Annotated in this window: 11 protein-coding genes and 3 tRNA genes; 4 read left to right on the forward strand and 10 right to left on the reverse strand. The window is 71.9% G+C overall.

Features of this window, described 5'->3' with window-relative positions; all coding sequences use genetic code 11:
• Positions 1 to 47: 47 nt before the first annotated feature.
• Positions 48 to 803 (forward strand): polyphosphate--glucose phosphotransferase, encoded by a 756-nt coding sequence (gene ppgK / locus ABZ810_RS43425; protein WP_358413266.1) that lies wholly within the window; start codon positions 48 to 50, stop codon positions 801 to 803.
• Here ppgK and ABZ810_RS43430 read toward each other — a convergent pair.
• The 9 genes from ABZ810_RS43430 to ABZ810_RS43470 all read right to left on the reverse strand — a co-directional run bounded on the left by ABZ810_RS43430 (position 792) and on the right by ABZ810_RS43470 (position 11,626).
• Positions 792 to 3,494: an alpha-mannosidase gene (locus ABZ810_RS43430; protein WP_358413268.1), complete on the reverse strand. Its 2,703-nt coding sequence runs from the start codon at positions 3,492 to 3,494 to the stop codon at positions 792 to 794. The genes ppgK and ABZ810_RS43430 overlap by 12 nt on opposite strands.
• Positions 3,491 to 4,705, reverse strand: a complete 1,215-nt coding sequence (locus ABZ810_RS43435) for a CehA/McbA family metallohydrolase (protein WP_358413270.1) — start codon at positions 4,703 to 4,705, stop codon at positions 3,491 to 3,493. Before ABZ810_RS43435 ends, ABZ810_RS43430 begins: the two co-directional genes overlap by 4 nt.
• A complete protein-coding gene (locus tag ABZ810_RS43440; protein WP_358413272.1) occupies positions 4,702 to 5,793 on the reverse strand; it encodes an ABC transporter ATP-binding protein in 1,092 nt (363 codons plus the stop codon). Before ABZ810_RS43440 ends, ABZ810_RS43435 begins: the two co-directional genes overlap by 4 nt.
• Positions 5,793 to 6,614, reverse strand: a complete 822-nt coding sequence (locus tag ABZ810_RS43445; RefSeq protein WP_358413274.1) for a carbohydrate ABC transporter permease — start codon at positions 6,612 to 6,614, stop codon at positions 5,793 to 5,795. Before ABZ810_RS43445 ends, ABZ810_RS43440 begins: the two co-directional genes overlap by 1 nt.
• Positions 6,611 to 7,588 carry a sugar ABC transporter permease gene (locus ABZ810_RS43450; RefSeq protein ID WP_358413276.1) on the reverse strand — a complete coding sequence of 326 codons (978 nt, stop codon included), beginning with the start codon at positions 7,586 to 7,588 and terminating at the stop codon, positions 6,611 to 6,613. Before ABZ810_RS43450 ends, ABZ810_RS43445 begins: the two co-directional genes overlap by 4 nt.
• Entirely contained in the window at positions 7,560 to 9,005 is a 1,446-nt protein-coding gene (locus ABZ810_RS43455) for an extracellular solute-binding protein (protein ID WP_358413278.1), read from the reverse strand. The genes ABZ810_RS43450 and ABZ810_RS43455 overlap by 29 nt, the downstream gene beginning before the upstream one ends.
• Before the next feature lie 83 nt (positions 9,006 to 9,088).
• Complete coding sequence (locus tag ABZ810_RS43460; protein WP_358413280.1) at positions 9,089 to 9,928, reverse strand: aminotransferase class IV; 840 nt, start codon at positions 9,926 to 9,928, stop codon at positions 9,089 to 9,091.
• Positions 9,876 to 10,904, reverse strand: coding sequence for a chorismate-binding protein (locus ABZ810_RS43465; protein WP_358413282.1), 1,029 nt, complete (start codon positions 10,902 to 10,904; stop codon positions 9,876 to 9,878). The genes ABZ810_RS43460 and ABZ810_RS43465 overlap by 53 nt, the downstream gene beginning before the upstream one ends.
• A gap of 29 nt (positions 10,905 to 10,933) precedes the next feature.
• The gene (locus ABZ810_RS43470) at positions 10,934 to 11,626 is read right to left on the reverse strand and encodes a helix-turn-helix domain-containing protein (RefSeq protein ID WP_358413284.1); all 693 of its coding nucleotides are present in this window, start codon (positions 11,624 to 11,626) and stop codon (positions 10,934 to 10,936) included.
• A 135-nt stretch (positions 11,627 to 11,761) separates the two neighbouring features.
• On the opposite strand from ABZ810_RS43470, the gene ABZ810_RS43475 reads away from it, so the two are divergent.
• The 3 genes from ABZ810_RS43475 (at position 11,762) to ABZ810_RS43485 (ending at position 12,041) form a co-directional block, all read left to right on the forward strand.
• Positions 11,762 to 11,833 (forward strand) — tRNA-Gly (locus ABZ810_RS43475).
• A gap of 29 nt (positions 11,834 to 11,862) precedes the next feature.
• Positions 11,863 to 11,933 (forward strand) — tRNA-Cys (locus tag ABZ810_RS43480).
• Positions 11,934 to 11,966: 33 nt separating this feature from the next.
• Positions 11,967 to 12,041: transfer RNA gene (locus ABZ810_RS43485), tRNA-Val, on the forward strand.
• 107 nt (positions 12,042 to 12,148) lie between these two features.
• On the opposite strand, the gene ABZ810_RS43490 is transcribed toward ABZ810_RS43485, so the two are convergent.
• Positions 12,149 to 13,363 (reverse strand): hypothetical protein, encoded by a 1,215-nt coding sequence (locus ABZ810_RS43490; protein ID WP_358413286.1) that lies wholly within the window; start codon positions 13,361 to 13,363, stop codon positions 12,149 to 12,151.
• Between the last annotated feature and the right edge of the window lie 195 nt (positions 13,364 to 13,558).

Here is a 13,558-nt window from a genome sequence, read left to right on the forward strand (position 1 = left end):
GCGTTCTCTTTAGCCTGCCCTCTTTCGGGCACGGGTAGGACATGAGCATGGAAATGCTGGGCATCGACATAGGCGGCTCCGGGATCAAGGGCGCCCCGGTGGATCTCGATTCCGGAGAGTTCACCAGGGAACGTCTGCGCGTCGACACCCCTCACCCGGCCGAGCCCGAGCCGGTGGCCGAGGTCGTCGCGCGGATCGTCGAGCATTTCGGCTGGACCGGGCCGGTGGGCGCCACCTACCCGGGCGTGGTGGTGGACGGGGTCACCCGTACCGCCGCCAACGTGTCCGGCAAGTGGATCGGGCTCGACGCCGCCGAGCTGTTCTCCGAGGCCGCCGGAAACCCGGTCACGCTGCTCAACGACGCGGACGCCGCGGGCATCGCGGAGATGCGGCTCGGCGCGGGCAAGGGCGAGACCACCGGCACGGTCGTCATGCTCACGCTGGGCACCGGCATCGGGAGCGCCCTGTTCACCAGGGGCGTGCTGGTGCCCAACACCGAGTTCGGCCATCTGGAGCTGCACGGTCACGACGCCGAGTCGCGGGCCTCGGCCAAGGCGCGCGAGGACCACGACCTCACCTGGGAGAAGTGGGCCAAGCGGCTGAGCCACTACATGGCGCACCTGGAAGGGCTGATCAGCCCGTCCCTGATCATCGTCGGCGGCGGGGTGAGCCGCAAGCACGACAAGTTCCTCCCGCTCATCGAGGACGTGCGGGCCCCGATCGTGCCGGCGGCGCTGCTCAACACGGCCGGCATCGTCGGCGCCGCCATGGCCGCCGCGGAGGCGCACGGGTCAGGGGCGTGACACCCGGACGGTCGCGATCTCCCAGGGCCGCAGCGGGTGCGAGCGGCCCGAGACCGTCGCCGTGGCCGGCTCCGGATGCTCGGCGACCAGGCGCATCTCGAGCTCCGCGTGCTCCGCGTGCTCCGCGTCTCCGCCGTCGCGGCGGCGGAGACTGGTCATGACGACGCCCTCGCCGGACACCTCGATCCCGGTGCGGGCGGGCGGGAGCGGGTCGCCGGACGCTCCGTAGCCGGCGGCCGTGAGGAGGTCGTGCCGGTAGGCCTCGGCCGCGGCGAGCACGCCGGGGCCCGGCCGGCCGGCCTCGTACGGCATGATCGCCAGCTCGACGGCGCGTTCGCCGCGGCACTGCGCGCCCGGTGTCGGCAGCTCGGGGCCCGCGGGCTGGTCGCGGTTGGCGTTGTGGTGGCGCGACAGGTACCCCACCGAGCGCAGCAGGGTCACCGCGAGCTCGCGCCCGTCGCCGGTGACCTCGTACTCGGTGACGTGCTCGAGGAGGACCGCCAGGCCGCCCGCCGCGACGAACCCGGACGCGGGGAACGTCGGCAGCGGCACCTCGCCGCAGCCGCCCTCGGCGGTCAGCCCGCGCTCGACGATCGCGAACTGCCCCTCGGCGAACGACGATGACGCCGGGTGCGGGAGGGGCAGGTGCAGGCGGACGCGGTGGTCCTCGCACCGGTTGTCGAACGAGACGCGGAGGCGGACGAACGGCTCGCCCGCGCGGAGCTCGACCCGGGTGGTGACGACGACGCGTTCCTCGGTCTCCGAGCGCGCGTCGTTGACCGGGTCGCCCTTGGCGGGCCAGCGGTAGGTGCGGACGACGTCGAGCGCTGCGACCAGCGGGCCGGCGAGCACCTGGCGCACGCGGATCGATTCGGGGATGTCGATGAGGCGGTCGCGGCGGGGCGGCGCGTGGTTGTAGGTGTCGCCGAGGTCCCCGCCCTCCATCACGCGCCCGAGGCCCGCCACGAAGGTGCCACCGGGCGTGCTCATCGAGAACGTGCCGTCCGCGCCGATCTGGACGCGCAGCAGGCCGTTGTCCAGGACGTCGTCGGCCTCCGCCCGGGCCGGCGCGGCGGGCCGCTCCACGGCGGGCGCTCCCGCGGCGTCCGCGGGCGCCGGCGCGGGACGGACGGCGACGATGCCCAGCGGCGGCGCCTCCACCAGCGCGGCGACGCTGCGGCGCGGGTCGGCGATGGTGACCACGCGCCACTCCCCCGCCGCGTCGCGCAGCGCCTCCCGTACGTCGGCGATGTCGAACGGGGTCTCGGCCTGCCGCGTCACGAAGAACGTCAGCGTGCGGTCCGCCGCCGACACCGACCAGTCACGGATGTCCTGGCCGAACAGCGACCGGCCGAAGACCCGGTTGAGCACCAGCGGAAGCTCGGACGCCGGATGCACGGCGTCGGAGATCGTCGTCGGCGCGACCTCCAGGGTCTGGGCGGGGAAGGTCCGGCCGTCGCCGTCCTGGAGGACGACGTCGGCGGCGGCCGCGACGTCCAGGATCACCAGGCCGGTCCGCCGGGCGGGCGTCGGGTTGAAGACCAGGTGGGCGTCGTGCGGGAGCGTGGCGGCCACGCCCGCGGTCACCAGGTCGCAGACGGCCCGCCCGAGCTGCTCCGCCTCGGCCATGCGCGCGGCGACCTGCTCGGCCGTCTCGTCGCTGCCGCAGCCGGTGACCGAGTCGTGGCAGCTCACCTCGATGAGGCGGCGCCAGGCCATGTCGAGGAACCCCGCGGCGCTCCCGTTCCACCAGAGCGCGTCGAGCGGCTCGGCGTACCGCTCGACGCGGCGTTCGGCGCGGCTCATCGCCTGCTTGAGATGGGCCCGCGCCGAGATGACGCCGGGCAGGATGTTGGCGCGCGCGTGCGAACGCAGCTCGCCGCGCAGCCGCGGCAGGCCGTCGGTGGCGGTGGGCTGCGCGGCCATGTAGCCGGCCAGGGTGTCGAGCCGCGCCCCGTCGCCGAGACCGTCGATCTGGTCGGCGAGGTCCCTCGCGGGCGCGGTGTGGTCCGAGCCGTACATGGCGAGCAGGGCGCCGCCCTCGGGGCGCCAGGCGCGCATGCGCGCGGTGAAGTCGGCGACCCGGCCGGGCAGGAGCCCGGCACCGGCCCGGCCCGCCTCCTCGAACATGCTCGCCGCGTTGCCGTAGCCGCCCTCCGGCATGTACTCGGTCCGGATCGCCGTGCCGTCCGGGGACTCCCAGGCGAACGCGTGCGTCCGGACCGACGAGGGAACGCCGCGCCACACGCACGCGTGCTCGATCCCGGCCAGCCGCAGGATCTGCGGCGTCTGCGCGCAGTGGCCGAACTGGTCGGGCAGGTAGCCGACGCGCATCGCCGCTCCGAGCTCCTCCGCGCGGCGCAGGCCGAGCTCCAGGTTGCGGACGATGTTCTCGCCGGAGCACAGGAACTCGTCGTGCAGGATCTGCCACGGGCCGACGGCCAGGCGGCCCGCGCGGACCAGCGCCGCCACCCGTTCGCGCCGTTCGGGACGGACCTCCAGGTAGTCGTCCACCGCCGCCATCTGCCCGTCCAGGGTGAAGTGCTGGCGCGGGTCCGCCTCCATCCGGTCGATCACCTCGTCGAGCAGCGCGACGAGGCGGAGCCGGAACCGCTGGAACGGCAGGTACCACTCGCGGTCCCAGTGGGTGTGCGGCACGACGACGATCGGGGTCCGGGCGTCCTGGCTCATCCGCATAGCGCGATCACCTCGTTCTCGTGGGATTCAAGGCGGTGCATGCCGCCGGAGCGCACGGGCACGCGGACGTCGTCCCGGCGCACGACGAGACGGCCGCCGTCCGGCCGGACCAGCACACTCCCGGCGGCGCCGAGGACGATCAACTCGTCCTCGACCCGCAGGAGCGTCGGCGCGCCCGCGTCCGGCCCGGTCGTGACGGCGGTGCGGCCGGCGGCGAGCGCGCCGAGCACGTCGTCGTCGTGGACGAGCAGCCAGGTGGTCGGCTCGCCGAGCGACTTGTGCTGGGCCGGGTCGTGGTAGTCGCTGCCGCCGAGCGGGATCACGTCCGGCCGCCAGAGGGAGGCCCAGGAGAGCGGCGCGCCCCAGCGGCGGTCCCACCAGGACGAGTGCCACAGCTCGACATGGCGGGGGCGCGCCTCCGGCGGCAGCTCGCGGCGCCAGGCGCAGTCGCCGCTGAGCGGGTGGTTGATGGAGATCACGCCGCCGTGCTCGGCGGCGTGCGCGACCCAGCCGGCGGACGGCCGCCGGAAGTCGACCCACCCGGTGTCGCCGAAGACGTTCGCGTGGCCGAGGTCGGTGGTGACCTCCTGCCCGGGGACGAGGACGATCCCGGCGCGGGCCCCGGCGGCGGCCAGCTCGGGGTGGTGGCTGACGGTGTTGTGGTCGGTCACCGCGAGGAAGTCCAGCCCGCGCGCGACGGCCCGGCAGGCCAGCTCGGGAACGGTGAGGGTGCCGTCGCTGTGCACGGTGTGCGAGTGCAGGTCACCTGCCAGCCACCGCGCCCCGGCGGGGGCGGGCAGGTCCCGGCGCGGCGGGCGTTCGGGCACGCCGGGCCAGGCCGGCTCCTCGGGCGGCGGCGGTGGCGTCGTCGAGGTGGTCGCGGTGATCTCGTACGGGACGCCGCCGGGCGGGACGCGGTGCAGCCCCAGCCACACGTGCCAGGTGCCCGGTTCGAGCTCGCCCTTCAGATACCCGGGCGTCGCCCGGCCCGCCGAGATCGTGAACTCGCGCCGCGCTCCCCCCGACCAGCCGCGGAACCCGGCGGGGCCCGCGCAACCCAGGTCGATGACGCCGCCCTCGAACGTGAGGCGCACGGTGAGGGCCGCCGTGCCGGGCGGCACCTCGACCGGCAGCTCGCGCAGGCCCGACTCGAGCCGGTCTTCGAGCGTCCAGCGGCCCCGGTGCAGTGTCGTGCGTTCCGTCATGCCGCCACCGTCACGTCGTTCCCGTCCAGCAGATCACCGTCGCGGTAGAGCAGCACCCGGCCGGGACGCGGCACGGCCCAGCCGCGTTCGTCCGGCTCCGGCTCGCTCCCCTCGCCCACGAGGGCGTGCAGCAGGACGCCGCCGACGTCCAGGGTGACCAGCGACGTGCTGCCGAGGTTCTCCACGATCACGACACGGCCGTGGAAGGCGCCACCGGCCGCGGTCGCCGAGTAGTCCAGATAGTCGGGACGCACCCCGTACACCACCTCCTGCCCGTCGGTGACCAGCCCGCGCGCCTCCGCCGGGAGCGGGACGAGCGTGCCCGCGGCCTCGATCTCCTCGCCGCGCACCCGCGCGTCGACCAGGTTCATCGGGGTGGAGCCGATGAACGAGGCCACGAAGAGGTTCGCCGGGCGCCGGAAGACCTCGGCGGCGGTGCCGATCTGCCGGATCCGGCCGTCCTCCATCACCGCGATCCGGTCGGCCATGGCGAGCGCCTCGGCCTGGTCGTGGGTGACGAAGACGGTGGTGACGCCGAGCTCGCGCTGGAGCTTCTTCAGGAACGTGCGGGCCTCGAGCCGCAACCGGGCGTCGAGGTTGGACAGCGGCTCGTCCAGCAGGAACACCTGGGGCCTGGCCGCCATCGCGCGCGCGAGCGCGACACGCTGCTGCTGCCCGCCCGACAGCTCGGCGGGACGGCGCCCGAGCAGCCCGTCGAGCCCGAGCTCTGCGGCGACCCCCGCCGCCGCGGCGTGCCGTTCGGCCTTGCCGGTCTTCTTGATGCGCAGCGGGTAGGCGATGTTGTCGGTGACCGACATGTGCGGGAAGAGCGCGTAGTCCTGGAAGACCATGCCGACGTCGCGGTCGCCGGGCGGCAGGCGCGTCACGTCCCGCTCCCCGATCCGGACCGTGCCCGCGGTCGCCGTCTCCAGGCCCGCGACCGTACGCAGCAGCGTGGTCTTGCCGCAGCCGGACGGGCCGAGCAGCGCGAAGAACTCGCCGTCCGCGATCTCCAGGTCGAGCCCGTCGAGCGCCCGGACGCCGCCCGGGTAGACCTTGGTCAGCTCGCGCAGGGTGATGACCGCCATCAGCGCTTGATCCCTCCGTGGAAACGGAACCCGTACCGGCGGCTCACGAAGAGGTACATGCCCACGACCGGCAGGGAGTACAGCAGCGAGAACGTGGAGATCAGGGCGAGGTCGGGCTGGCCGCCCTCGGTGTAGAAGGTGTACATGATCACCGACGCCGGGGCCTTGCCCGGGTCGCGGAGCAGCAGGAAGGGCATCAGGAAGTCGCCCCACACCATCGCCACCGTCCACACCGTGATCGTGGCGATGCCGGGCCTGATCACCGGGACGACGACATGCCGCAGCGTCTGCAGCGGCGAGGCGCCGAACACCCGGGCCGCCTCCTCGTACGAGGTGGGCGTGGAGTCGGTGAAGTCCTTCAGCACGAAGATGGCCGCCGGCAGCAGCCCGCCCGTCAGCACCAGGATCACGCCGAGATGCGAGTCGATCAGGTTGAGGTTGAACGCCAGCAGGAAGATCGGCACCATCGCCGCCGTGCCGGTGATGATCGACGACAGCAGGAGCAGCACGTACAGCAGCACGTCCCGGCCGGGGATGCGGACCCGGCTCAGCGCGTACGCGGCGAGCGCGGCGCAGGTCACCACCAGGGCGGCGGTCCCGGCGGCGAGCAGCACCGAGTTGCGCAGCGAGGCCAGCGCGTAGGGGTTGTCCATCAGGACGCGGAAGTTGTGCAGCGTGAAGTCGGGCAGCGACGCCGACAACTCCGGCTCGGCGTCGAACGGCGCGAACGCCAGCCAGAGCAGCGGCAGCGCGAAGAAGCCGAGCACGGCCGAGAGGAACACGGCCACGCCGATCCGTCCGAGCGTCTCCCGTACGGTCATGCCGCCGCCTCCTCGGGTGCCCGCTCCGGCGGCGGCGCCGCGCCCGCGTCCGGTGGCCGGGAGCGGCGGCGCTCGCGGAGGGTGCGCAGGTAGAGCAGGGCGATCGCGAGGTTGATGAGGATCATGATGAGCGAGATCGCCGCGCCGAAACCGAGCCGGCCGTCGCCGAGCGCGGTCCGGTAGACGTAGACCGACATGATCTCCGACCGGCCGTCCGGCCCGCCCGCCGTGATGAGGAACGGCGTGAAGTCGTTGAACGTCCACAGGCTGATCAGCAGCAGGCTGGTGAGGACGTGGCCGCGGATGCGCGGGAACACCACGTCCCGCAACGTCTGGAGGGTGGACGCCCCGGCCAGCCGCGCCGTCTCCAGGTGCGACGGCGGAACGTTCCCGAGCGCCGCGCCGTAGAGCATCATCGAGAACGCGGTGCCGCGCCACACGTTGAAGACGATGACGCAGGCCATCGGATGGTCGAGCAGCCACGCGGTGCCGGGCGTGCCGAGCAGCGCGTTCAGCGTGCCCGCGTCCCGGTCCAGCAGGGCGAGCCACAGGAACGCGATCACCGAGCCGGGCAGGATCCAGGCGAGCAGGATCACCGCCTCGACCAGCCGCCGCACCGGCCCGGACCGGTCGCGGAGCACCCAGGCGATGCCGAACCCCAGCACCGTCTGCCCGACGACCGCCGACCCGACGACGAACTGCAGCGTCAGCCACAACGACCGGTGGAACTCCTCGTCGCCGAGGACGGCCGTGTAATTTCCGGTCCCGACGAAGCGCGGGTCGCTCGCCGCGATGCCGGTGAGCCGGTAGTCGGTGACGCCGAGATAGAGCGTCCAGAACGCCGGGAAGACGAGGAACACCGCGACCAGGACGATCGCCGGGGCGACGAACCCCGCCGCGCGACGGGTCCCGAGGCCCGCCGCGTCCTGACGTCCCCCCTCCTTCTCAGCCGGTGGAGACGTTGGCGGCGCCACCGACGATTCCCTCCAGCTTCCTGGTGTAGGCGGCCGCGGCCTCCTCGGGGGTCTCGCCGGAGACGACGGCGGCCGTGGCCTCCTGGAGCGCGGTCGAGACCTGCGGGTAGGCGGCGAGGCCGGGGCGGTACGCGGTGATCGGCAGCACCTGCTCGGCCAGGTACGACAGGAACGCGTCGCCCTTGAGGATCTCGGTGTTGACGTCCGTCCGCGAGGTGATCTCCGGCGTTCCGGCCGTGCGGGCCTTGTGCATCTCGGGCGAGTTCATGAAGGTGAGCAGTTCGAGCGCCTGCTGCGGGTACTCGGTGTTCGGGCTGACCACCGTGACCGCGCCGCCCGACATGCTGACGAACGACTGGCCGCGCAGGCCCCGGCCCGGGGTGATCGCGGGGAACATCGCGTAGCCGGCGTCCTGGTCGCGGCCCGCCATCTTGGCGATGCCCGTCTTCGGGTTGATCACGTCCCGCCAGAAGTAGTCGCCCTCGGCCAGGATGCCGATCTTGCCCGCGGCGAAGGCCGCGAACGACTTGTCGCGGCCCTTGGCCTCCTGCTGGAGCTTGGGGTCGCCCAGCGCGGCCGGACCGTAGATCTTGGCGTAGAGGCCGAGCACCTCCTTGACCGCCGTGCCCCCGCCCGTCCACTTGCCACCGGCGTAGATCTCGCTGCCGGCGCCGGCCAGCAGCGGCAGGACGCCCTGCATCGCGGTGGCCTCGCCCATGGCGGTGCCCGCGTTCAGCTGGATCGGTGTGACGCCGGGGAGCTTCTTGAGCGCCTGCCCGGCGGCGATGATCTCGTCCCAGCTCTTGGGCTGCCAGGCGGCGGGCAGGCCCGCGCGGGCGAACAGCCGCTTGTTGTAGAAGAGCACCCGGCCGTCGGTGCTGGCCGGGATGCCGTACCGCTTGCCGTCGAACGTGGCCAGGCCCTGCACGGACTTGGGGATCTGCGCCCAGCCGTCCCAGGTGTCGCCCTTGGCGCCGGCCACGGTCGTCAGCGGCGCGATGTAGCCGGCCTGGGCGAACTCGCCGACCCAGATGCCGTCCATGTCGAACACGTCGGCGCCGGACCGGGACTTGAGGTCGAGCGCGATCTTGGTCTTGTACGGCTCGTCGTCGACGCCGTAGCCGCGGAAGGTCACCTTGGCGGTGACCCCCTTGGCCTTCTGGGCCGCGATGAACCTCGGGATCACCGTCCTGGTGATCCATTCGGCCTCTTCGGTGTTCTTGCCGCCCTCGATCGCGTTGCGGCTGATGACGAGGGTGATGTTCTTGGCGTCGGCGTTGCGTTCGGGATCGGTGGAGTCCGAACCGCCGCCGCACGCGCCGATGGCCGCGCCCGTGAGCACGAGCGCGGCCATCGCGGTGGAGGATCGGGTGAGGCAGGAGAGGGACCGCCGGGGGTGGGAGCGGGAGAAGTCCACGGTGACCTCCTTTGAGCGTCACCGCTAACGTGAACGATGAAAGCGATCACGTAAAGACCCGCCGCGCCTCGGCCCGGACGGGATCACGGGTCCATGAGCTCGGCGCCGCGCGCCGCGAAGACCTCCATGACCTTGGCGGTGATCGGCCCCGGCGCGGCCGGCAGCTCGGTGCCGTCGACGGCGCGGATCGGCTGCACGTCGCGGGTCGTGGAGACCAGGAACGCCTCGTCGGCCTGGTAGAGCCGCTCCAGCGGCAGGTCCTCCTCCTCGCCGCCGTACCACTCCAGCACCAGGGCGCGCGTCACGCCCGCCAGGCAGCCCGCCGTCAGCGGCGGCGTGGTCAGCCGGCCGTCCTTGACGACGAAGACGTTGCTGCCGGTGCCCTCGGCGAGGTTGCCGACCAGGTTGCCGAAGATCGCCTCGCCGCCGCCGCGCTCCTTGGCGTAGGCGAGCGCGAGCGCGTTGTCGGCGTACGAGGTGGTCTTGAGCCCGTTGAGCGCGCCCCGCTCGTTGCGCGGCCACGGCACCACCGTGACGTTCGCCGTCGCCGGGAACGGCTTCTGCTCGGCCGCGATGATCGAGACCGTGGTGCCCTCGTCGCCGCGGTCGGAGCCGAGCGGGCCCGGACCGCTGGTGTAGGTGATCCGGAGGCGGGCCAGCGGCCACCGGGGCGACGCGGCCAGCACCTCCAGCGTGCCCTGGGCGAGCGCGTCCTGATCCGGCGCGGGCAGCCCCAGGCCGGCGGCCGACGTGGCCAGCCGCCTCAGGTGCCGGGTCAGCGCGAACGGCTCCCCGTTCGTCGCCTTGACCGTCTCGAAGACCCCGTCGCCGACCATCATCCCGTGGTCGAACACCGACACCTTCGCCTGCTCAGGGTCGAGCAGTTCCCCGTTCAGCCAGATCTTGCCCTGCCCGGTCGTCACCGGAAGCCACCTCCAATAGCCGAGCCGCCTTGAGCTCGGTCTCACGCCATTCGCGGAGCGGATCGGATCCCCAGGTGATTCCGGCGCCGGCGCCGAACCGCACCAGGCCCTCCCCGGTCCAGAACGTCCGGATGCCGACCGCGAGCGCGGCACGCCGGGAATCCGCGTCCACCCAGCCGATGGCCCCACAGTACGGGCCGCGCGGGACGGGTTCGAGTTCATTGAGCAAGGTCAGCGCACTGGACTTCGGCGCGCCCGTCACCGAGCCGGGCGGAAAGGTCGCGCGCAGCAGCTCCGGCCACCCGTTCCCGCGCGCGAGCCGCGCCCGCACGGTCGAAACGAGATGCACCAGGCCCGGGACCTCCTCGGGCACGCACAACCCCGGCACGGTCACCGACCCGGGCGCCGCGACCCTCCCGAGATCGTTCCGCACCAGGTCGACGATCATCACGTTCTCCGCCCGGTCCTTGGGCAGCAGCTCCTCGGCCCGCCGCGCCGTCCCCTTGATCGGCCACGACTCCACCAGGTCCCCGTCCCGCGACAGGTACAGCTCCGGCGACGCGCTGGCGATCTCCAGCCCCGGCACCCGCAACGTCATCGCGAACCGCGCCGGATGCCGTTCCGCCAGCCTGCGGCCGAGCCCCGCGATGTCCGCGCCCTCGCCCAGCGGCGCCGACAGGATCCGGCACAGGTTGGCCTGGTAGACGATCCCGTCCGCGATCGCCGTCCGGATCCGCTCCACGCCCCGCATGTACGCGTCCCGGCCGAGCGAGCTGCGCCACTCCCCCGGCGCCCGCCACGTCCCGCCCGGATGCGGCGCCTTCCGCACCCGGTCGAACCGCGCACATGTGATCTTTCCCTCATAGGTGACCACGACGGCCCACCAGCCCCGCGAGTCCAGCGCCGCGGGGTCGGTCGTCACGTCGGCCAAACCGGTGGCCAGCAGCCCCCCGACGTGCACGAACGAATCCCTCATGCCACCAGTGTGACGCCCCCGCACATCCTTCACTCACTCAGGACGCAGCCGAACGAGTCGGCCAGCCCCCGCATCCCCTCGCCCGTCACGTTCAGCACCCGCCGCGTGCTCCCCCGCTCGAACCAGCCGAGTTCGATCATCCGCGCCGTGATCGCCGCCCCCAGCGCCCCGCTCAGATGCGGCCGCCGCTCCGTCCAGTCCAGGCAGGGCGCCGCGAACCGCCGTCGCCCCTTCCTCAGCGCCTGAACGTCGATCCCGAGATCGCCCAGCCGCTCCGAGCCCTTCTCCGTGACCTCCGCGCCGTTCGGCTCGATCATCCCGCCGTCCACCAGGGCCGCGTAGAGCACCACCCCGGCCTCCCCCGCCAGATGGTCGTAGCAGGTCCGCGCCCGGTGCAGCCGCTGCGCGTCCCGCGACTGCCGCAACCCCCGCACCTTCACCGGCGGGCTCACCCGGCTCAGTGCCTCGATGACCTCCCCGATCTCCGGCCCCTTCAGCGAGTAGTACCGGTGCCGCCCCTGCTTGATCACCGTCACCAGCCCCCCGTCGAGCATCCGCGCCAGATGCGAACTGGCCGTCTGCGCGCTGATCCCGGCCACCCGGGCCAGCTCTCCCGCCGCCAGCGGCCGCCCGTCCAGCAGGGCCGTCAGCATCGCCGCCCGCGCCCGGTCGGCCAGCAGCGCGGCCACCACGGAGATGTCGGAGTCGTACGCGAGGTCCATGTTTCGGAGCCTATGCGCCCGACGCTTCGACGCAGATCGAAGCGACGTTCCGCGAAACCCGGTTTGGGGAAGCGCCGACTTCACGCTAAGGTTTTCACGTCGCCGCGAAGGGGTTCAGGCCCCCGAGCAGCACAAGCGGAAGTGGCTCAGTGGTAGAGCATCACCTTGCCAAGGTGAGGGTCGCGGGTTCGAATCCCGTCTTCCGCTCTGAGGGGCCTTGCGGAAGGCCTCCCTCTGGTGGAGTGGCCGAGAGGCGAGGCAACGGCCTGCAAAGCCGTGTACACGGGTTCAAATCCCGTCTCCACCTCAACCCCGTACTTCCACCAGAAGTCACGGACCCGGGCGATTAGCTCAGTGGGAGAGCGCTACCTTGACACGGTAGAGGCCACTGGTTCAATCCCAGTATCGCCCACCACAGTCTCACCAGGTCAAAGCCTCGTCCCCTCACCGGGAACGAGGCTTTCGCCGTTCCAGTGGAGAAAAACTGGAGATCATCCATCGGTGAGCGCTACCGCGACCCCCTCACTCCCCCGCCAGCCCGTCACTCTCCGCAATCTCCTTGGCCAACTCCGCTGGCACGACATCGATCAAACGCCGACGCTCCTGGGGTGTGAGCTCCTGGACAGAGGCTTCCCAACGCGCCTGCAGCGCCGTCAGGACCGCCCGCTGCATCTCGGGTGTGACGTGCTCGTAGACATCGGCCATGCCCGTCAGCTTGTGCCCCAGCCGGGCCGCCCGCGCGACCTCGGGAATGTGATCGTCGGCCAGCCAGGTCCGCTGCGTGTGCCGGCCTTCGTGGAAGGTGAACCCGGGCAGGATCGCCGGCACCCTCGCCCGCGGATCAGGGTTGTCCGGATCGCCGTCCCAGGCCGGCCGCCAGAACCTGCGGGCAAAGTTGCTGCGCCGCAGCACCCCACCCCGCACCCCGGTGAACACCCGGCGATGCGAGCAGTGATCGAGCAGCCATTCATACAAGATCGCCAAGAACGGCGGCAGCTGGATCCACCGCCTGCCCGCCGGACTCTTCGGACGCGGCGCCTCCTCGATCTGCCCAGCCGCCTCCCGCAACGGCCGCCGCACCGGGAACTGCTTGTTCACCCGGTCGTAGGCACCCGGCCGCTGGGAGATCAGCTCCGACCAGCGAGCTCCGGTATAGGCATCCAGCAGCGTCAGGACGAACCCCTCCATGCCAGCGAGCTCTTCCATACGCAGGGCCGCGCGAAGCACCTGAACCGGCGTGGCCACCTGCCGTTCAATCTCCGCCTCACCCGAGGTCACCCGAACGCCATGGCACGGGTTCGCCGGGATCTTCCGCGACCGCACCGCCGCGTTCATGATCGTGGAGAAGAACGAGAACACCGAGGCAACGGTCGAGTCAGCGAGCTCATCGTGCAACTCGTTCACCCAACCCTGCACCTCAAGGTGGTTGTTGACGATGGCGATGAGCGGCCAGTCCTCCCACTGCGGCAGGATCCGGCTGCGCAGCTGGGACCGGTACTTGGCCTCGGTGTTGATCGCCAGACGGCTCACCGACAACCACCGCTCGGCGAAATCACCGAACTTGATCTCGCCTTCGTCAGGGTCGATCCAGGTCCGGCGCCGGATCTGCGACTCCTGCTCCTCACCCCACTGCTCTGCGGCGGTCTTGGTGTCAAAACCCGGCTCCGAGCCATAAGTTCCGTCGGGCCTCTTATAGCGGGCACGCCACTTCCTGCCCAGCCTCTCGGCATAAGCCATCTACCCTCCCTCTGCTGGACCGCACCCAGCACCGTGGAAACCACGGTCAAAGCACCGTCGGCGGATGTGGGGATCTAGAGCCGTCGCGGACGATCAACGCTGTCGCGCGTCAGACTTAGTGGCGCAGGAGTTAGTTGGGACTCCTGAGCCTGAAGGAGACGCAGGATGAGTCGCCCCCCACAGTTCTCGGTCGAG

Origin of the sequence: Spirillospora sp. NPDC047279 (assembly GCF_040643285.1) — a bacterium.
In the GTDB taxonomy this organism is placed as follows: Bacteria; Actinomycetota; Actinomycetes; order Streptosporangiales; family Streptosporangiaceae; genus Spirillospora.

Bases quoted from the DNA above. Each gene is read 5' to 3' on its own strand.
- ABZ810_RS43445 (WP_358413274.1), bottom strand. From the start codon at position 6,614: ATGACCGTACGGGAGACGCTCGGACGGATCGGCGTGGCCGTGTTCCTC.
- ABZ810_RS43490 (WP_358413286.1), bottom strand. From the start codon at position 13,363: ATGGCTTATGCCGAGAGGCTGGGCAGGAAGTGGCGTGCCCGCTATAAG.
- ABZ810_RS43430 (WP_358413268.1), bottom strand. From the start codon at position 3,494: ATGAGCCAGGACGCCCGGACCCCGATCGTCGTCGTGCCGCACACCCAC.
- ABZ810_RS43465 (WP_358413282.1), bottom strand. From the start codon at position 10,904: ATGAGGGATTCGTTCGTGCACGTCGGGGGGCTGCTGGCCACCGGTTTG.
- ABZ810_RS43470 (WP_358413284.1), bottom strand. From the start codon at position 11,626: ATGGACCTCGCGTACGACTCCGACATCTCCGTGGTGGCCGCGCTGCTG.
- ABZ810_RS43440 (WP_358413272.1), bottom strand. From the start codon at position 5,793: ATGGCGGTCATCACCCTGCGCGAGCTGACCAAGGTCTACCCGGGCGGC.
- ppgK (WP_358413266.1), top strand. From the start codon at position 48: ATGGAAATGCTGGGCATCGACATAGGCGGCTCCGGGATCAAGGGCGCC.
- ABZ810_RS43435 (WP_358413270.1), bottom strand. From the start codon at position 4,705: ATGACGGAACGCACGACACTGCACCGGGGCCGCTGGACGCTCGAAGAC.